Source organism: Pseudomonas sp. Root401 (assembly GCF_001425105.1).
GTDB classification, from domain to species: domain Bacteria; phylum Pseudomonadota; class Gammaproteobacteria; order Pseudomonadales; family Pseudomonadaceae; genus Aquipseudomonas; species Aquipseudomonas brassicacearum.
This window is the reverse complement of record NZ_LMDO01000012.1, coordinates 479,312-497,813: the sequence shown is the minus strand read 5'-3', so window position 1 is coordinate 497,813 and position 18,502 is coordinate 479,312. Positions and strand designations below refer to the sequence as shown.

At 62.6% G+C, this 18,502-nt stretch carries 18 protein-coding genes and 1 other RNA gene; 10 read left to right on the top strand and 9 right to left on the bottom strand.

Annotated features, from left to right (window positions below; translation table 11 throughout):
• Positions 1-178: 178 nt before the first annotated feature.
• From ASC85_RS12150 to ASC85_RS12135, 4 genes are all read right to left on the bottom strand, one after another.
• Positions 179-1,396 carry a 2-octaprenyl-3-methyl-6-methoxy-1,4-benzoquinol hydroxylase gene (locus ASC85_RS12150; protein WP_174553539.1) on the bottom strand — a complete coding sequence of 406 codons (1,218 nt, stop codon included), beginning with the start codon at positions 1,394-1,396 and terminating at the stop codon, positions 179-181.
• A gap of 67 nt (positions 1,397-1,463) precedes the next feature.
• Positions 1,464-2,651: a 2-octaprenyl-6-methoxyphenyl hydroxylase gene (gene ubiH / locus ASC85_RS12145; RefSeq protein WP_057449482.1), complete on the bottom strand. Its 1,188-nt coding sequence runs from the start codon at positions 2,649-2,651 to the stop codon at positions 1,464-1,466.
• A complete protein-coding gene (gene pepP, locus ASC85_RS12140) occupies positions 2,648-3,982 on the bottom strand; it encodes a Xaa-Pro aminopeptidase (RefSeq protein ID WP_057449481.1) in 1,335 nt (444 codons plus the stop codon). Before pepP ends, ubiH begins: the two co-directional genes overlap by 4 nt.
• 25 nt (positions 3,983-4,007) lie before the next feature.
• Entirely contained in the window at positions 4,008-4,562 is a 555-nt protein-coding gene (locus ASC85_RS12135; protein ID WP_057449480.1) for a YecA/YgfB family protein, read from the bottom strand.
• Positions 4,563-4,691: 129 nt separating this feature from the next.
• Here ASC85_RS12135 and ASC85_RS12130 point away from each other — a divergent pair, with 129 nt between their 5' ends.
• The 4 genes from ASC85_RS12130 (at position 4,692) to ASC85_RS12120 (ending at position 6,145) form a co-directional block, all read left to right on the top strand.
• The gene (locus ASC85_RS12130) at positions 4,692-4,901 is read left to right on the top strand and encodes a TIGR02449 family protein (RefSeq protein ID WP_003177365.1); all 210 of its coding nucleotides are present in this window, start codon (positions 4,692-4,694) and stop codon (positions 4,899-4,901) included.
• Positions 4,898-5,215 carry a cell division protein ZapA gene (locus ASC85_RS12125; RefSeq protein WP_003177364.1) on the top strand — a complete coding sequence of 106 codons (318 nt, stop codon included), beginning with the start codon at positions 4,898-4,900 and terminating at the stop codon, positions 5,213-5,215. The genes ASC85_RS12130 and ASC85_RS12125 overlap by 4 nt, the downstream gene beginning before the upstream one ends.
• 30 nt (positions 5,216-5,245) lie before the next feature.
• Positions 5,246-5,425: non-coding RNA, 6S RNA (gene ssrS / locus ASC85_RS31130), on the top strand.
• Between the two features lie 114 nt (positions 5,426-5,539).
• Positions 5,540-6,145 carry a 5-formyltetrahydrofolate cyclo-ligase gene (locus tag ASC85_RS12120; RefSeq protein WP_057449479.1) on the top strand — a complete coding sequence of 202 codons (606 nt, stop codon included), beginning with the start codon at positions 5,540-5,542 and terminating at the stop codon, positions 6,143-6,145.
• Positions 6,146-6,180: 35 nt separating this feature from the next.
• On the opposite strand, the gene ASC85_RS32595 is transcribed toward ASC85_RS12120, so the two are convergent.
• A complete protein-coding gene (locus tag ASC85_RS32595) occupies positions 6,181-6,327 on the bottom strand; it encodes a hypothetical protein (protein WP_003206689.1) in 147 nt (48 codons plus the stop codon).
• Between the two features lie 195 nt (positions 6,328-6,522).
• Between ASC85_RS32595 and ASC85_RS12115 the strand changes: the two genes are divergently transcribed.
• The 4 genes from ASC85_RS12115 (at position 6,523) to ASC85_RS12100 (ending at position 11,857) form a co-directional block, all read left to right on the top strand.
• Positions 6,523-6,972 (top strand): EVE domain-containing protein, encoded by a 450-nt coding sequence (locus ASC85_RS12115; protein WP_057449478.1) that lies wholly within the window; start codon positions 6,523-6,525, stop codon positions 6,970-6,972.
• An 81-nt stretch (positions 6,973-7,053) separates the two neighbouring features.
• Positions 7,054-8,019, top strand: coding sequence for an HlyD family secretion protein (locus tag ASC85_RS12110; RefSeq protein WP_057449477.1), 966 nt, complete (start codon positions 7,054-7,056; stop codon positions 8,017-8,019).
• Complete coding sequence (gene rbbA, locus ASC85_RS12105; RefSeq protein ID WP_057449476.1) at positions 8,016-10,739, top strand: ribosome-associated ATPase/putative transporter RbbA; 2,724 nt, start codon at positions 8,016-8,018, stop codon at positions 10,737-10,739. Before ASC85_RS12110 ends, rbbA begins: the two co-directional genes overlap by 4 nt.
• Positions 10,739-11,857 (top strand): ABC transporter permease, encoded by a 1,119-nt coding sequence (locus ASC85_RS12100; protein WP_013694520.1) that lies wholly within the window; start codon positions 10,739-10,741, stop codon positions 11,855-11,857. The genes rbbA and ASC85_RS12100 overlap by 1 nt, the downstream gene beginning before the upstream one ends.
• 67 nt (positions 11,858-11,924) lie before the next feature.
• Here ASC85_RS12100 and ASC85_RS12095 read toward each other — a convergent pair whose 3' ends face one another.
• Positions 11,925-12,341: a flagellar basal body-associated protein FliL gene (locus ASC85_RS12095; RefSeq protein WP_057449588.1), complete on the bottom strand. Its 417-nt coding sequence runs from the start codon at positions 12,339-12,341 to the stop codon at positions 11,925-11,927.
• 150 nt (positions 12,342-12,491) lie between these two features.
• Between ASC85_RS12095 and ASC85_RS12090 the strand changes: the two genes are divergently transcribed.
• Together ASC85_RS12090 and glpT are read left to right on the top strand one after the other, a co-directional pair.
• Complete coding sequence (locus ASC85_RS12090) at positions 12,492-13,469, top strand: NADPH:quinone oxidoreductase family protein (protein ID WP_057449475.1); 978 nt, start codon at positions 12,492-12,494, stop codon at positions 13,467-13,469.
• A 216-nt stretch (positions 13,470-13,685) separates the two neighbouring features.
• The gene (gene glpT / locus ASC85_RS12085) at positions 13,686-15,035 is read left to right on the top strand and encodes a glycerol-3-phosphate transporter (protein WP_057449474.1); all 1,350 of its coding nucleotides are present in this window, start codon (positions 13,686-13,688) and stop codon (positions 15,033-15,035) included.
• Here the strand turns inward: glpT and ASC85_RS12080 are convergent.
• The 3 genes from ASC85_RS12080 to ubiD all read right to left on the bottom strand — a co-directional run bounded on the left by ASC85_RS12080 (position 15,011) and on the right by ubiD (position 18,436).
• The gene (locus ASC85_RS12080) at positions 15,011-15,679 is read right to left on the bottom strand and encodes a gamma-glutamylcyclotransferase (RefSeq protein ID WP_057449473.1); all 669 of its coding nucleotides are present in this window, start codon (positions 15,677-15,679) and stop codon (positions 15,011-15,013) included. The two genes, glpT and ASC85_RS12080, sit on opposite strands and share 25 nt — an antisense overlap.
• A 322-nt stretch (positions 15,680-16,001) precedes the next feature.
• Positions 16,002-16,970 carry a CDP-6-deoxy-delta-3,4-glucoseen reductase gene (locus ASC85_RS12075; protein ID WP_057449472.1) on the bottom strand — a complete coding sequence of 323 codons (969 nt, stop codon included), beginning with the start codon at positions 16,968-16,970 and terminating at the stop codon, positions 16,002-16,004.
• Positions 16,970-18,436, bottom strand: coding sequence for a 4-hydroxy-3-polyprenylbenzoate decarboxylase (ubiD, locus tag ASC85_RS12070; protein ID WP_057449587.1), 1,467 nt, complete (start codon positions 18,434-18,436; stop codon positions 16,970-16,972). The genes ASC85_RS12075 and ubiD overlap by 1 nt, the downstream gene beginning before the upstream one ends.
• Positions 18,437-18,502 lie beyond the last annotated feature (66 nt).

Sequence of the window (18,502 nt, the reverse complement as noted above, 5' to 3'; positions counted from 1 at the left end):
AACAATGGCTGGACACATTTCCAAATGTTGCAGCTTTGAGATGGGCGGTATTCTGGGTCCGCCATCGCGGGCAAGCCTTGCTCCCACAAGCTCTTGCTCCCACAGGTGTGCAATGTGGGACAAGCTTTTGTGGGAGCAAGGCTTGCCCGCGATAGGGCCATAAGCCCCAATACACCTCTCAGGCCTTGGCCAGATCCGGCAAATCCCCAATCAACCCCAGCGCCTCGCGCACGAACAGCGCCTTGGCCTCAGGCATGCGGTCCACCAGCTTCAGCCCGGTATTACGCAACCAGCGCACTGGCAATGGATCGGCCTGAAACAAACGCTCGAAACCTTCCATCGCCGCCATCAGCGCCAGGTTATGGGGCATGCGTCGCCGCTCGTAGCGGCTCAGCACCTTCACGTCCGCCAGTCGCTCGCCACGCCCGGCCGCCTGCAACAGCACTTCGGCCAGCACGGCGGCGTCGAGGAAGCCCAGGTTCACGCCCTGCCCGGCCAACGGATGAATGGTATGGGCCGCATCGCCGATCAACGCCAGCCCTTCGGCCACATAGCGCTTGGCATGTCGCTGGCGCAGCGGCACACACAGCCGTGGGTCGGCACTCAGTACCGTGCCGAGCTGGCCTTCGAAGGCCCGTTCCAGCTCGCTGCAGAATTGAGTTTCATCGAGCGCCATCAAGCGCTGCGCTTCACCGGGGGTGGTGGACCAGACAATCGAGCACCAATCGTGCTGGCCGTCACGCTCAAGTGGCAGGAACGCCAGCGGACCGTTGTCGGTAAACCGTTGCCAGGCCGTCATTCGATGCGGCCGGGCGCTGCGCACGCTGGTGACGATGGCGTGGTGCAGGTAATCCCATTCGCGCGTGGCAACGCCGGTCAGGCGGCGTACAGCGGAATTCGCGCCGTCAGCCGCGATGACCAGGGGCGCGCGCAACGTGCGGCCATCGGCCAGGGTCAGCAGCCAGTCGTCACCGGAACGACGCATCTGTTCCAGCCGGGCATTGGCCAGCAGGCCCAGGTCGCAGTCATGCAGTCGATCCAGCAAGGCGTCCTGCACAACACGGTTTTCAACGATGTGCCCAAGCGCCTCGGCGTGCAGGCTGGCGGCCGAGAAATGGATCTGCCCGGTGCCGCTGCCGTCCCAGACGTGCATGTCGGTATAGGGGCTGGCGCGTCGGGCGGTGATGCCGTCCCAGACACCCAGGCGATCGAGGATCCGCTGGCTGGCCGTCGACAAGGCACTGACCCGGGGCTCGAACGCGGCCTGGGGATCGAAAGGTTTGACGCTCATCGGGCTGCCGTCGAGCAACAGCACTTGCAGGCCACTGCCCTGCAACGCCAGCGCCAGGGCGCTGCCGACCATACCGGCGCCGACAATCAGCAGATCTGCACGCAATTCCATGCTCTAAGCCTGTTTTGCTGGCGACATCGGTCGCCCATGAAAAGAAATGACAGCCCCGGGCTCAAGCATCGGGACGCGTCCCCAGCCCCATGGCCTGGCGGGCGAACCAGCGCTTGGCCGGCGGCAGCAAGTCGAGGCCCAACAGGCCGAGGTTGCGGCCCAGGGACACCAACGGCAGGTTGCTGGCGAACAGCCGCGTGACCTGGTCGGAGAAGCCCACGGTCAGGACCTGATCCATTCGCTGGCGCTCGCGATAGGTTTGCAACACGGCAAAATCCCCAGGCTCGCTTTCGCTGTCGAGCAAGGCATCGGCCAGGGCCTGGGCATCGCGCAGGGACAGGTTGAACCCCTGCCCGGCAATCGGGTGCAGGCTGTGGGCGGCATTGCCCAGGATCGCCAGGTGCGGACGGACCTGTTCTTCGGCCTCCACCAGCGCCAGTGGGTACAGATGTCGCACGCCCACCTGTTTCAGGGTGCCCAGGCGATAACCGAACACGCCCTGCAATTCACTGAGGAAACTGCGCTCGTCGAGGGCCGCCAACCGTTGTGCGTCCATGCCCTGGCGGGTCCAGACCAGCGCGCAACGATTCTCCGGCAGTGGCAACAAGGCCATCGGGCCGTCATCGGTGAAACGTTCGAAGGCCATGCCGTTGTGGGCTTCGCTGGGGGTGATGTTGGCGATCAAGGCGCTCTGGTCGTAGGGTCGACTGCGCACGCCGATACCCAACTGCTCGCGCAAACTGGAGCGGCCGCCATCGGCCAGTACGGCTAGGTCGCATTCCAGGGTGGTTTCGTCGTCCAGGGTCAGGCGATAACCGCCGACCAGCGGTTCCATGCGGGTGACCTGCGCCGGGCAGCGCCAACTGACCACCTCCTTGTCCAAGCCTTGCCACAGGCACTGGCCGAGCCAGGCGTTCTCCACCACGTAGCCCAGCGCCGGCACGCCCTCTTCCATGGCCGACAACCGCGCCGTGGAAAACCGCCCGCGGTCGGACACATGGATCTGCTTGATCGGTTCGGCGCGGCGGGAAATCTCCTGCCAGACACCCAAGCGTTGATAAATCTGCCGGGCGCCGTAGGACAATGCCGAGGACCGGGCGTCGTAGCTTGGCTGCCAGGCATCGCCGGGAGCGAAGGGCTCGATCAGCATGATCTTCCAGCCCCGGGCCTTGGCACCGGCCTGCAGGGCCAGCGCCAGGCTCGCGCCGACCAGGCCGCCGCCGACGATCGCCAGATTGACCCGGCTCATGCCGCTTGCGTCCGGGCGGCGGCCATCAGGGCCTCGATGTCGGCGACCGTCTTCGGTACGCCGTGGCTCAGGATTTCACAACCGGTTTTGGTCACTACCACGTCATCCTCGATGCGCACGCCAATGCCGCGCCATTTTTTCGCTACGCTGCGGTTGTTCGGGCCGATGTAGATGCCCGGCTCCACCGTCAGCGTCATGCCAACCTCAAGTACCCGCCACTCGCCGCCGACCCGATATTCGCCCACGTCGTGCACGTCCATGCCCAGCCAGTGGCCAGCGCGGTGCATGTAGAACGCCCGGTAGGCCTCGCTGGCGATCAGCGCATCCACCTCACCCTCCAGCAGCCCAAGGTGCACCAACCCCTCGGTAATCACCCGTACCGTCGCTTCGTGGGCCTGGTTCCAGTGTTTGTCCGGCGCGATCTGGGCAAACGCGGCTTCCTGGGCAGCCAGCACCACTTCGTAGATCGCCTTCTGCTCGGGTGAGAACTTGCCACTGACCGGCCAGGTTCGGGTGATGTCGCTGGCGTAGCAGTCGATTTCACAGCCGGCGTCGATCAGTACCAGGTCGCCGTCCTTGAGCAGCGCGTCGTTCTGCTGGTAGTGCAGGATGCAGCTGTTGCGCCCCGCCGCGACGATCGAACCATAGGCCGGCATCTTCGCCCCGCCCTTGCGGAACTCATAGTCCAGCTCGGCTTCCAGGCTGAACTCATGCAGCCCCGGACGCGCCGCCTGCATCGCTCGGATGTGCGCCTGGGCGGAAATCCGCGCCGCTTCGCGCATCACTTTCACTTCTGCCGCCGATTTATACAGGCGCATGTCATGCAGCAGATGATCCAGGGCAACGAATTCGTTCGGCGGTTGGGCGCCGAGGTGGGCCTTGGAGCGAATCACGTTGATCCATTCCATCAGGTGCCGGTCGAATTCCGGGTTGCTGCCCATGGCCGAATACACCCGGTCGCGGCCTTCGATCAGGCCCGGCAGGATGTCGTCGATGTCCGTGATGGGAAACGCGTCGTCGGCGCCGTAGTCACGGATCGCCCCTTCCTGGCCGGCACGCAGGCCGTCCCACAACTCACGTTCGGCGTTGCGCTCGCGGCAAAAGAGGATGTATTCGCCATGGGCGCGGCCCGGCATCAGCACCAGCACCGCTTGCGGCTCGGGAAAGCCGCTGAGGTACTGGAAGTCACTGTCCTGGCGGTAGACGTGCTCGACGTCGCGGTTGCGGATCGCAACGGCGGCGGCGGGCAGGATTGCGATGCTGTTGGGTTCCATCTGCGCCATCAGGGCCTTGCGGCGACGGCTGTATTCCGATTTCGGGATATGAATCATGGGCAGACGGTGTTCCCTCTACAAATTAATGCAAGGACGGCTTGGGGGCCGCTGCATCGGTTTTCTTGGTCTCGGTGAACAGCAGCAATGGCGCGACCCGCAGGTACTCCATCACTTCCATGTAGTCGCTTTCGCCGTCATCGGACTCTTCCAGGGCATCCTGGACCTGGGAGATCGCGGCCAGGTCCTGCAACACTTCCTTGGCCTCTTCGCTCAAGGCGTATTCGCGGCGGGTCAGGCCGAAGCCGGCGAGGAAACCCTGGCACCACTGGCCCAGCGCAGCGGCGCGGTCGGCCAAGGGGGCGTCGTCAGTGGGCAGCAGCAGGACGACGGTCATGTCGTCGCTGGTCAGCTCGCCCTTGACCATTTCCTGCAGGCCGATAAGCGCGTTGCGGACGTTGTCCGCCGGCTCGCCTTCCAACAACTCGGCGGCGTCGGCCAACCAGCCGGCGGCATCGAAACCGGCGCCGGCGCAGCTGCGACCGAGCAGCAGGCCATGCAGTTCGGCAGGCGAGACAGGATGACCGCTGGTGCTCAGCAGGGTGGCGAATGCTTGATACGGGGAATTCTGAATGGGCATGGGCAGCTAGGCGCCAGACGGCGCTATGTCTAGAATGGAGGCCTTGTATCCTACATCGACAGACTCGCCAAGACTATCAGAGGCTGTGCGACCCATACCCTCCATCAGACACAATCTTCAGTGGACACAATGGAAGACACCGACCTGCAAGCGCTGATGGCCAGACTCGAACTGCTAATTGACCGGGTCGAGCAACTTAAGAGCCAAAACGGACTCCTATTAGCTCAGGAAAAAACCTGGCGCGAGGAACGCGCGCACCTCATTGAAAAAAACGAAATCGCCCGGCGTAAGGTCGAATCGATGATTTCGCGCCTCAAGGCCCTGGAGCAAGACTCATGAGTTCAAGCAATAGCGTTACCGTGCAGATCCTCGACAAAGAATATTCGATCATCTGCCCCCAGGAAGAGCGTAGCAACCTGGTGAGCGCCGCCCGTTACCTGGACGGCAAGATGCGCGAGATCCGCAGCAGCGGCAAAGTCATCGGTGCCGACCGCATCGCCGTGATGGCCGCCTTGAACATCACCCACGACCTGCTGCATCGCCAGGATACGCCTGACCTGCAGGTCAGCGGCTCGACCCGTGAACAGGTGCGCGACCTGCTCGATCGGGTGGATCTGGTGCTCGCCACCGATCCAGACGTCAGCAAGGGCTGATTCGCGAGGCTGCCTGGGGTATACTCGCATCACTCCCTGGGGTGCTTGCCAGTTGGTGATGTCCCTGAGCCGATACGCACAACCACGGGGGTTGCACGTTGGGGCCGGTGTGCATGTCCGCTTGACGGAAAGCCTTAACGCCCCCTGCAACTTCCACCTTGAACTTTCGGGTTCAAGGGCTAAGCCGACAGCGGTTCATCCGGGGAGCCTGATTCCAGACAATGCCAGTCCATGCGGACTGGCATTGTCGTTTCCGGCGCCGGCATTTCTGAGTAGCCTGTTTTGCGGTTACGCTGTGGCATCGCCACTGCGTGAAGCACTGATATGACCGAACCTGCGCTGCTGCCCCGCCCGCAACTTCGACGCCTGCTGCGCCAGGCCCGTCGCGCCCTGACGCCGGCCCAGCAACGGCAAGCCGCACGCGGGCTGTACAAGCAACTGGCCCAGCATCCGCTGTTTCGCCGTGCGCGGCACATCGCCCTGTACCTGCCCAACGACGGCGAAATCGATCCGCGCCTGCTGCTGCGCGCAGCCCAACGCCGGGGCAAGGCCACTTACCTGCCCGTGCTCAGCCCATGGCCGCAGACCAAGATGGTCTTCCAGCGCATCCACCCCGGCGAAAAAATGCAGCCCAACCGGTTTCGTATTCCTGAACCGCGCAAGAACCTCGCCCGGCAACGCAAGGTCTGGACGCTGGACCTGGTGCTGTTGCCACTGGTGGGGTTTGACGATGCGGGGGGTCGATTGGGCATGGGCGGCGGCTTTTATGACCGCAGCCTGGCGTATCTGGCGCGACGCAAGCAGTGGCGCAAGCCGACGCTATTGGGGCTGGCCCATGAATGCCAGAAAGTCGAACGATTGGCGCAGGCAAGCTGGGACGTGCCGCTGCAGGGAACGGTCAGCGACAGGCATTGGTATATCGCAGGGTAGGCGCCGCAGTCATCAGCGGCGCCAGGAAAGCGGATTCAGCGTTTGAACGATGACGCGGGTTGGGTGATTTCCACCGGCGCGTCGGTCTTGTTGGCCCACAGGCTTTGGGCGTAACCCGTGGTCACGACACCCAGACCGAACAGAATGACCAAGATCCACAACAAATCCGGTTTGCGTTTCATCGATTGCCCCCCTCAAGGCATATCACACACGATGACAGCAGCGGTTTTCTTATTGGCCGTGCAGCAGCGTCAAGCTTGGAAGGCCGGCATTTTGCGGCAACCGGCCCCGACACGCAAACTCTGGCGTCAACCGACTGTCGGTTTGTCATAAAATCGCTGAACTATTTTTTTCAACACCGCCAAGGAGTAGCAATCATGGCCTATTGGCTGATGAAGTCCGAGCCCGACGAATTATCCATCCAAGGCTTGGAAAAGCTCGGCCAGGCACGCTGGGACGGGGTTCGCAACTACCAGGCGCGTAACTTCCTGCGGACCATGGCGGTGGGCGACGCGTTCTTTTTCTACCACTCCAGTTGCCCCGAGCCAGGCATTGCCGGGATCGGCCGGATCGTCCGCGCGGGCTACCCCGACCCGACAGCGCTGGAACCCGACAGCCATTACTTCGACCCCAAGGCCGGCCCGGACAAAAATCCCTGGACCGCGATCGACGTAGCCCACGTCGAAACGTTTCCCCTCGTGCTGAAGCTCGACTACCTCAAGCAACAGACCGCCCTGGCTGAAATGCCATTGGTGCAGAAAGGCTCGCGACTGTCGGTGATGCCTGTCACGGCCGAACAGTGGGCCGCGGTGATTGCCCTGCGCTGATCGCCGATGAGTTGATGGATATCAAGCTGGATTGGTCATTGATCCCGCAGACTTCGATGCTATAGCCGCAGGATGCCGGACATGTCGACGAACCATCGTACCTCGCGTTTTTTTGCCTTTGCCTTGATGACCGTGTTGCTGGCCGCCGGCGGTTTCGGCTACTGGAAGTCACTTCACGATCGCCTGCCGGAAGGCTTGAGCATGGGCAACGGTCGCCTGGAGGCCACCGAGGTCCAGATCGCCAGCAAGACGCCCGGACGCCTGGCCGAGGTTCATGTCGACGAAGGCGACAACGTCATCAAGGGCCAAGTGCTGGCGCGCATGGACACCCGCACCCTGGAGGCCCAGCGCAACCAGGCCGAGGCCGAAGTCGTGCGTGCCCGGCAGAACCTTGCCGCCACCGAAGCCAACGTGCAGTTGCGCCAGAGCGAACAATTGCTCGCTCACCAGGAACTCAAGCGGACCCAGGAACTGTTCAAGCGCGGTTATGCCAGCGGCCAGGTCATCGACCAGCAACAAGCCCGCGTCGACACCGCCAACGCCGCTGTCAACGCCGCACGGGCCCAGGTATCGGCAGCGAATGCGGCGATCGGCGCGACCCTGGCCCAAGTGGCCCAGCTCACCAGTGAAATAGATGACAGTACGTTGCGGGCGCCACTCGACGGCGTGATCCAGTTGCGCCTGGCCGAGCCGGGTGAAGTACTGGGCGCAGGCGGCCGAGTGCTGCTGATGATCGATCCGAACGACCAATACATGAATCTCTACCTGCCGGCCTCGGTGGCCGGGAAACTGGCGGTGGGCGATGAAGCACGACTGCTGCTCGACGCCCTGCCCGAGCGACCGCTGCCGGCCAAGGTCAGCTTCGTCGCGGCCAAATCCCAGTTCACCCCGAAAGAAGTCGAAACCCGTGATGAGCGCCAGAAACTGGTGTTCCGCGTCAAGGTACACCTGACCCGACCCGGCGAAGTGCCCCAGGCCAAACCTGGCATGCCCGGCGCCGGCTATGTGCGCACGGCCCCCATCGACTGGCCGGCCAACCTGCAATGAGCACCGCCCGCGACGAGGCATTGCACGCCTCGGGCATCGAGCATCGCTACGGCCAGCAGATGGCGTTGAGCGATATCGCCTTCAGCCTGCCCGTCGGCACTCGCTGCGGCCTGATCGGCCCGGACGGCGCCGGCAAGTCGAGCCTGCTGGGGCTGATTGCCGGAGTGAAGAAACTCCAGCACGGCCAACTGGACGTGCTCGGCGCCTCGATCGACGACCGACGCCATCGCAACACCCTCTACCGACGCATTGCCTTCATGCCCCAGGGGCTGGGAGGCAACCTTTACCCGGACCTGTCGATACGCGAGAACATCCGGTTCTTCGGCACGTTGTTCGGGTTATCGCGGGCAGACTGCGAACAACGCATGGGCACTTTGCTGCTGGCCACAGACCTGCAGCGTTTTGCCGATCGCCCGGCGGGCAAGCTCTCCGGCGGCATGAAACAGAAGCTCGGCCTGTGTTGCGCGCTGATCCATGAACCGGACCTGCTGATTCTCGACGAACCCACCACCGGCGTGGACCCGCTGTCCCGGCGACGCTTCTGGGAACTGATAGAAGACGTGCGACGACAACGCCCGCAACTGACCCTGCTGGTCGCCACCGCGTACATGGAGGAGGCCGAACAATTCGAGCACTGCCTGATGCTCGACAACGGTCGCTTGATCGCCAAGGGCTTGAGTGCGGAGCTGGCCAAGGTCACCCCGGACGGCAAGCTCGATTCGGCCTTCACCCATTTCCAGGGCGACAGCGGTCGCGACGCCGAACCGCTGGTGATTCCCCCCAGGAGCGCCAACACCACCGACATTGCCATCGAAGCCCACGACCTCACCCTGCGCTTCGGTGATTTCACCGCCGTCGACAACGTCAGTTTCGCGATTGGTCGCGGTGAGATCTTTGGATTCCTGGGTTCCAACGGTTGCGGCAAGACCACCACCATGAAGGTGCTGACCGGGTTGATCCCCGCCAGCGAAGGCAGTGCCCGGCTGCTGGGCAACCCGGTCAATGCCAAGGACCTCGCCACCCGCAAGCGGGTGGGTTTCATGTCCCAGAGCTTTTCGCTGTACGGCGAACTGAGCGTGCGCCAGAACCTGGAACTGCACGCAAAACTGTTCGACCTGCCCACGGCGGAGAGCCGCCAACGCATCGACGAACTGATCCAGCGCTTCAATCTCCAGGCGTTGGCGGACCAGCCTTCCGGCGCGCTGCCGTTGGGCCTGCGTCAGCGTTTGTCCCTGGCGGTGGCGGTGTTGCATCGCCCGGAAGTGCTGATCCTCGATGAGCCGACCTCGGGTGTCGACCCGGCTGCGCGGGATGACTTCTGGCGGCTGCTGATCGAGCTGTCTCGCGAACAGGGCGTGACGATTTTCCTTTCCACGCACTTCATGAACGAGGCCCAGCGCTGCGATCGCATTTCGCTGATGCACGCCGGCAAGGTCCTGGCTTGTGACACGCCGGCAGCCTTGCAGGCGCAGTTCAACGGCCAGACGCTGGAAGCCGCGTTCGTCACCTGCCTGGAAAAAGCCCAGGGCGAGACGCAGCAAGACGCCGCCCCCGTGACCCTCGACAGTGCCGACGCCCCCCGGGACCGGCGCGGCCTGAGCCTCGGTCGCCTGTGGGCCGTCGCCAGCCGTGAGGGCAAGGAGCTGCTGCGCGACAAAGTGCGGATGGCGTTCGCCTTGCTGGGCGCCTTGTTCATGATGGTGGTCTTCGGCTTCGGTATTTCCCTCGATGTGGAGAAACTGGCCTTCGCCGTGTATGACCAGGATCAGAGCCCGCAAAGCCGTGCCTACCTGGAAGCGTTCCGCAGCTCACGCTACTTCGAAGAGCAGCCGATCATCCGCGACGCAAAGGAGCTGCACCGACGCTTGCAGCGCTCGGAGATCAAGCTGGCCCTGGAAATCCCCCCCGGCTTCGGTCGTGACCTTTACGCCGGCCGCCAACCGACGGTGGGCGCCTGGCTGGACGGCGGCATACCGTTTCGAGCCGAGACCAGTCGCAACTACGTCCAGGCCGTGCACCAGGCCAACCTTGAGCAACTGGCTGAATTCAGCAGTCGCGCGCCGACCCGGCAACCCGGCGCGACGCTGGAGACGCGCTTTCGCTATAACCAGGACGTGGTCAGCGTCAACGCCATCGGCCCCGGGGTCATGGCGCTGATCCTGGCGTTCATTCCGGCCATGTTGACGGCGCTGGGCATCGTGCGGGAGAAGGAGCTGGGCTCGATCACCAATTTCTACGCCACGCCGCTGACCCGCCTGGAGTTCCTGCTGGGCAAACAAGTGCCCTACCTGGCGGTCAGCCTGATCAACCTGGCCCTGCTGACAGCGATGAACCGCTGGCTGTTCGGTGTGCCGTTCAAGGGCAGCGGCCTGACGCTGGCGGTGGGCGGCCTGCTCTATGTACTGGCAACCACCAGCATGGGAATGCTGATCTCGGCGTTCACCCGCACCCAGATCGCGGCAATCCTCGGCACCATGATCATCACCAGCCTGCCGACCATCCAGTTTTCGGGGCTGATCGTGCCGCGTTCGTCCCTGGATGGCGCCGCTTCGGTGATGGGTCAGTTGTTTCCCGCCGGTTACTTCCTCGATATCGCCGTCGGCACCTTCACCAAGGCCCTGGATCTACGCCAGCTATGGCCGCAATGCCTGGCGCTGGGCGGGTTTTTCCTGGCCTTCACCGGGCTCAGCCTGATCATGCTGAAAAAGCAGGAGGCCTGATGCACACGCTTTCACATATCTGGCGTCTGGGGCTCAAGGAGCTGACCAGCCTGCGCTACGACTCCGTCCTGCTGCTGTTTTTGGGCTACGCCTTCACGGTGGCGATCTACATGCCGGCCGCCGGTTCGGTAATCGGCGTCCACAACGCCAGTGTCGCAATAGTGGACGAAGACCAGAGCCATCTCTCGCGCCAATTGGCCCAGGTCCTGCAACCGCCGGAGTTCCAGAACCCGGTGGCCTTGCCCTATGCCGAACTGGACAAGGTCATGGACAGTGGCCGCTACACCTTTGTCATTAACGTGCCCGCCAACTTCCAGGCCGACCTGCTCGCAGGACGCGAACCGACGCTGCAACTCAACGTCGACGCCACGGCCATGAGCCAGGCGTTCATGGGCGCCGGCTACATCGGACGGATTTTCCAACAGGAACTGACGACCTACGCCGGCCAGGCACAAACGAGCGAAGCAACGCCCGTGAGGCTGACCACGCGCTCGCTGTTCAATACCAACCTGGAAGGTGGCTGGTTCCTGGCGGTGATCCAGATCGTCAACAACATCACGATCCTGGCCATCATCCTGACGGGGACCGCGCTGCTGCGCGAGCGCGAGCACGGCACCCTCGACCACTTGCTGGTGCTGCCGCTGACGGCATTGGAAATCATGCTGGCGAAAATTTGGAGCAACCTGCTGGTGGTGGTGCTGTGCACCTGGGCGTCGCTGGAAATCATCGTCAAGTTCGCCCTGGGGGTTCCACTCGCCGGCTCCATGGTGCTCTTCCTGCTGGTGACCGCACTCTACCTGTTCGCCAGCACCTCACTGGGCATCTTCCTCGCCACCCTCGCCCGTTCGACGCCGCAATTCGGTTTGCTGGCGATCCCGGTCATCATCCCGATGCTGCTGTTGTCGGGCGGCAGTACACCGCTGGACAGCATGCCGCAGTGGTTGCAATGGGTGATGCAGGGCTCGCCCTCGACGCATTTCGTCAGCCTCAGCGCGGCGATCCTGTTCCGCGATGCCGGCCCTGGCGTGATCTGGCCGGACCTGCTGGCGCTGGCGGCCATCGGGCTATTGTTCTTTGCAATCGCCCTGGCCCGGTTTCGGAAAAGCCTGGCGTCTTGACGAAAAAAAGCAGCCTTGGGCAGCGCCAGGAGATCCGGGCACTGCCAAAGGCTGCGATCGAGCCGGTTTACTGAATGATCAGATTGTTGAACAACAGGTCATCGACCATCGGCTTGCCGGTTTCGTCGCTCATCACCTGCTGGGTCTGCTTCAACGCTTCCTGGCGCAGCTTTTCCTTGGCTTCCAGGTTATTCATGGCCTCGGTGGTCTGCTGGGCGAACAGCGCCACCAACTGGTTGCGGATCAGCGGCTCGTTGGCCTTGACCGCCGCAGCGGCGGCGTCACCGGTCACGCGCAGGGCCACATCGGCCTTGTAGACCCTCAGCTTCGCCGAACCGTCGAGCCCATAGTTGCCGACAAAGGGTGGGCTGAGGGTGATGTAGCTGACCTTCGGCGCCTCGCCTTCCTTCGCTTCCTTGCCCTCTTCGGCCATCGCTGCCACAGGCAACGACAGGGCCAGCATCAACATGATCCACGCTTTCACAATTGATTCCTCATCCGGTTTGCGGCCCAGCATACCGCCCCGCCGTTCAAGCACAAGCTTATAGCCGGCTATCAGGGCAGGGCATGCTCGTTGACCCGTTGTCTCTCACACCTACACTTATCGGCCATCACTCCCAAAGGAATAGCCCTGATGAAAGCCGTGCTGTGCAAAGAATTCGGCCCCGCCGAATCGCTGGTGCTGGAAGACGTCGCCAGCCCCGTCGCCAAGAAAAACGAAGTGCTGCTGGACGTGCATGCCGCCGGGGTGAACTTCCCTGACACGTTGATCATCGAGGGCAAATACCAATTCAAGCCACCCTTCCCGTTCTCCCCCGGCGGCGAAGCCGCTGGCGTGGTCAGCGAAGTGGGAGAGAAAGTCAGCCACTTGAAGGTTGGCGACCGGGTGATGGCGCTGACCGGCTGGGGCAGCTTTGCCGAACAGGTGGCGGTACCTGGCTACAACGTGTTGCCGATTCCTGCGTCCATGGACTTCAACACCGCCGCCGCCTTCAGCATGACGTACGGCACCTCGATGCACGCCCTCAAGCAACGGGCCAACCTGCAACCCGGCGAGACCCTGCTGGTGCTCGGTGCATCCGGTGGTGTCGGCCTGGCGGCGGTGGAGATCGGCAAGGCCATGGGCGCCCGGGTGATCGCCGCTGCCAGCAGCGCGGAGAAACTCGCCGTGGCCAAGGCGGCCGGCGCTGACGAATTGATCAACTACACCGAAACCAGCCTGAAGGATGAAATCAAGCGTCTCACGGACGGCCAGGGTGCCGATGTGATCTACGACCCGGTGGGTGGCGACCTGTTCGACCAGGCCATCCGCGCCATCGCCTGGAACGGCCGGTTGCTGGTGGTCGGTTTCGCCAGCGGACGCATCCCCGAACTGCCGGTGAACCTGGCGCTGCTCAAGGGCGCCGCCGTGGTGGGCGTGTTCTGGGGCTCCTTCGCCCAGCGCCAGCCCCAGGACAACGCCGCCAACTTCCGGCAATTGTTCGGCTGGTTTGCCGAGGGCAAGCTCAAGCCGCTGGTGTCGCAGGTGTACCCGCTGAGCAATGCCGCACAAGCCATCAATGATCTTGGCCAACGCAAGGCGGTCGGAAAAGTGGTGATTCAGGTTCGCTGATTGCTTACCTGAACTTTTTTAAACCGGGTCGAAGCCCTACGACCCGGTCCCGCCATTCCCATACCGCCCTTCATTTATACCTGAGCGACATGTTCATAAAAGAACACAAGATCTCCAACATTCCGGCTTTTTTGTTGATGCGAACCGATGCTATTTTCGGTAACGAAACTGTAACATTCGCATCCGCAGTCAAAACAAGAAATTTGGAGCTCTTGAATGTTTGCTTTCTTTCGACCTGCCGCACACCAGGCAGTCCTGCCTGAAGAAAAAATAGACAGCACCTACCGACGCCTTCGCTGGCAGATCTTCGCCGGGATTTTCATTGGCTACGCCGGCTATTACCTGCTGCGCAAGAACTTCTCCCTGGCCATGCCATACCTGATCGACGAGGGTTACACCCGCGGTCAGTTGGGCCTGGCCATGTCGGCCATCGCCATCGCCTATGGGCTGTCGAAGTTCCTGATGGGCCTGGTGTCCGACCGTTCCAACCCGCGCTATTTCCTGCCCTTTGGCTTGCTGGTCTCGGCAGGGGTGATGTTCGTGTTCGGTTTCGCGCCCTGGGCAACCTCCAGCGTGACCATGATGTTCATCCTGCTGTTCATCAACGGCTGGGCCCAGGGCATGGGCTGGCCGCCCAGCGGACGGACCATGGTGCATTGGTGGTCGCAGAAAGAACGCGGCGGCGTGGTGTCGGTGTGGAACGTGGCGCACAACGTCGGCGGCGGCCTGATCGGCCCGTTGTTCCTATTGGGGATGGGCTGGTTCAATGATTGGCACGCGGCATTCTATGTGCCCGCCGCTGTAGCACTCGTCGTTGCGGTGTTTGCCTTCGTGACCATGCGCGACACCCCACAATCGGTGGGCCTGCCGCCGATCGAGAAATACAAGAACGACTACCCGGAAGGCTACGACGCCAGTCACGAGAACGAATTCAGCGCCAAGGAAATCTTCGTCAAATACGTGCTGCGCAACAAAATGCTCTGGTACATCGCCATGGCCAACGTGTTTGTCTACCTGCTGCGCTACGGCGTGCTGGACTGGGCGCCGACCTACCTCAAGGAAGCCAAGGGCTTCACGGTGGACAAGAGTTCCTGGGCCTATTTCTTCTACGAGTGGGCGGGCATTCCCGGCACGCTGCTGTGTGGCTGGATGTCGGACAAGATCTTCCGCGGCAACCGTGGCCTGACCGGCATGGTGTTCATGGCCCTGGTGACCGTGGCGACGTTGGTGTACTGGCTGAACCCGGCCGGCAACCCCGCCGTCGACATGATTGCCCTGGTTTCCATCGGTTTCCTGATCTACGGCCCGGTGATGCTGATCGGTTTGCAGGCACTGGAACTGGCGCCGAAGAAGGCCGCTGGTACCGCCGCAGGCTTCACCGGTTTGTTCGGTTACCTGGGTGGTTCGGTCGCGGCCAGTGCCGCCATGGGCTACACCGTGGACCATTTTGGCTGGAACGGTGGTTTTGTGCTGTTGATCGGTGCCTGCCTGCTGGCGATGGCCTTCCTCGCGCCTACCCTGTGGCACAAGCAGATCGCCAGTCAGAGCCGCGAAGCGGTCGCCTGATCCAGCGCTGATTTGCAGCGTTTGAGCCGCGCCTCCAGATTCCGGTCTGGCATGGCGTGGCTGCGCAGGGCGTGGATGGTCTGCTCGACGTAATCGCGAGTGGTGCCGTAACGCCCACAGGCGCTTTCAAACACCTGGCTCAGCACATGGTCCGGCAGGTTGCCGGCATAGCTGGGCAGGTGTCGCTCCAGCACGAACCCCAAGGCTTGCACCCGGCTGCCATCCTCGAGACGGCAACTGAGCCAGTGCGGGCGATAGGACGGGACCGGCATCTCGCGCTGCCACAGGGCAAACAGCGAATCCTCGAGGTTCTCCTCCGGCAATCGGTAGGCGAAACCGCTGCACGAGCCGCCGCGATCCAGCCCGAACACCAGCCCCGGCAACTCCGGCGTACCGCGATGTTCGTGGGACCACAGATACAAACCGCGATGATAACCATGGACCCGGCCACGCATCCGCTCCACCGCCGTGCATTCGGGCCGCCAGATCAATGAACCGTACGCGAACAGCCAGACCGGACCGCCCTGGTGGAGGCTCATGGTCAATTGCATCGAGGCGAGCAATTGCTCACGGGTCAGTTGCGGCCCCAGCTCGAGTCGTGGCGGGTACAAGGCACAGGTAATGGCGGATTCGATAGCGGTCATGGCCGGTAGCGGTTGGCTCCTCGCGGGTCAAAGAGTTCGGTCGCGCGCCGTCATGATGCTGGCGCACATAGAGATCAAGGCAAGTTGGATGCCACTCCTGCCTATGATGTTGGCATATACCTTAACGACATCTAAGGCGCGCGCTAAATATTGAATCGATATATCGTCAGGCCTATAACCCTGTGGGAGCAAGGCTTGCCCGCGATGAGAGCGATGCGGTCTTTCAGAGACCAAGTTGCCTGTTTCGCGGGCAAGCCTTGCTCCCAAAAAGCGGAAACTCCCTCGCCACAAAAGCAGACCTCAGGCAAATTTCAAGAGTGGCTCAAGCCCGCGGCGCATACGCAAACACGTCGGCGCGCATTTGATGGGCGTCCATTCCGGCTTCCACCAGCGCATCGAGCGTGGCGTAGATCATGGCCGGCGAGCCGCTGGCGTAGACGTGCACGCCGGAAAGATCGCTGATGTCCTCGCACACGGCTTCGTGGAGCATGCCGCAGCGCCCTTTCCAGCCGCACAAGTCGCTGACGACTTTATGCAGGAACAGGTTCGGCAGTTTTTTCCATTCGTCCCAATGCTCGATTTCATAGAAATCTTCCGGCCGGCGCACGCCCCAATACAGGTGCACCGGGTGCTTGAAACCCGCTGCCCGGCAATGCTCGATCAGGCTGTGCATCTGCGCCATGCCGGTTCCGGCGGCGATCAACACCAACGGTCCATCGGGCAGTTCGGACAAATGCGTGTCGCCAAAAGGCATCTCGATACGCACGCTGGGGTTGCGCCGCAGTTGCTCCAGCAAGGCTTGTGCACTGCTTTCGCGCACCAATACGTGCAATTGCAGCTCGCGCCCCGAATGCGGCGCCGAGGCCAGGGAGAAGGCCGATTTTTCGCCGTTCTCCCGTTCGATCATCAGGTACTGCCCGGCGTGATAGCGCGGTGGCTTGCCGGCCGGCGCCCGCAGGTGCACGCGCCAGACATCGCCTCCCATGTCGGCGCACTCGACCACCTGGCACGCCAGGTTGCGCACCGGTAGCTCACCCGGCGAAAGCACGCCATCCCACAACACCACGCAGTCCTCCAGCGGCTCGGCGATGCAGGTGAAGATCTCACCATGATCGCGCACCTCGCCCGCCTGCTCCACGCGGCCTTCCACCAACAACGCGCCACAGACGTGGCAGTTGCCGTTGCGGCAGCTTTGCGGGCATTCATAGCCCAGGCGCCGCGCGCCATCGAGAATCCGCTCGGCGGGCCGGATCTCCAGCACCGCCCCGGAAGGCTGCAAGGTTACACGCATCAATCTATTCCTAACTGATTCCAGATGGCATCGATCCGTTGGGTAACGGCCTCATCCTTGACGATAACCCGGCCCCACTCACGGGTGGTTTCACCGGGCCATTTATGCGTGGCATCGAGCCCCATCTTCGACCCCAGGCCGGACACCGGCGAGGCGAAGTCGAGGTAGTCGATCGGCGTATTCTCGATCATCACCGTGTCGCGCTTGGGGTCCATGCGCGTGGTGATGGCCCAGATCACGTCGTTCCAGTCCCGTGCGTTGATATCGTCGTCAGTGACGATAACGAACTTGGTGTACATGAACTGTCGCAAAAACGACCAGACACCAAGCATCACCCGCTTGGCGTGCCCCGGATACGACTTCTTCATGGTCACCACGGCCATGCGATACGAACAGCCTTCCGGCGGCAAATAGAAATCGGTGATTTCCGGAAACTGCTTCTGCAGGATCGGCACGAACACTTCGTTCAGCGCCACCCCCAGAATAGCCGGCTCATCAGGCGGACGACCGGTGTAGGTGCTGTGGTAAATCGGCTTGATCCGATGGGTGATGCGCTCGACCGTGAACACCGGGAAACTGTCGACTTCGTTGTAGTAGCCGGTGTGGTCGCCATACGGACCTTCATCGGCCATTTCACCAGGATGGATCACCCCTTCGAGGATGATCTCGGCGGTGGCCGGCACTTGCAGGTCGTTGCCGCGGCATTTCACCAGCTCGGTGCGGTTGCCTCGCAACAGGCCGGCGAACGCATATTCGGAGAGGCTGTCGGGCACCGGCGTGACGGCGCCGAGGATGGTCGCCGGGTCCGCGCCCAGGGCCACCGACACCGGGAATGGCTGGCCGGGGTGTTTTTCACACCACTCACGGTAGTCCAGTGCACCGCCGCGATGGCTCAGCCAGCGCATGATGACCTTGTTGCGACCAATCACCTGCTGACGATAGATGCCCAGGTTCTGGCGATCCTTGTTCGGGCCTTTGGTCACGGTCAGGCCCCAGGTGATCAGCGGCCCCACGTCGCCCGGCCAACAGGTCTGCACTGGAAGCATGGCCAGGTCGACATCATCGCCCTCGATCACCACTTCCTGGCAAACCGCGTCCTTGACGACTTTCGGCGCCATGGCAATGATCTTGCGGAAAATCGGCAGTTTGGACCAAGCGTCTTTCAGGCCTTTGGGCGGCTCGGGTTCCTTGAGGAACGCCAGTAGCTTGCCGATTTCGCGCAGTTCGCTGACGGCTTCGGCGCCCATGCCCATGGCCACGCGCTCCGGCGTGCCGAACAGGTTGCCCAAGACCGGAATGTCGTAGCCCGTCGGGTTTTCGAACAACAGCGCCGGGCCTTTGGCCCGAAGCGTACGGTCGCAGACTTCCGTCATCTCCAGCACTGGAGAGATGGGAACCTGGATGCGTTTCAACTCGCCGCGCTGCTCAAGCTGCTGCACGAAATCCCGAAGATCCTTGAATTTCATTGAGATGCCACCCCGAAAATAGGCGTACATCCTACCTGCTCTAACGTCCAAACAGCAGCCCGAGCA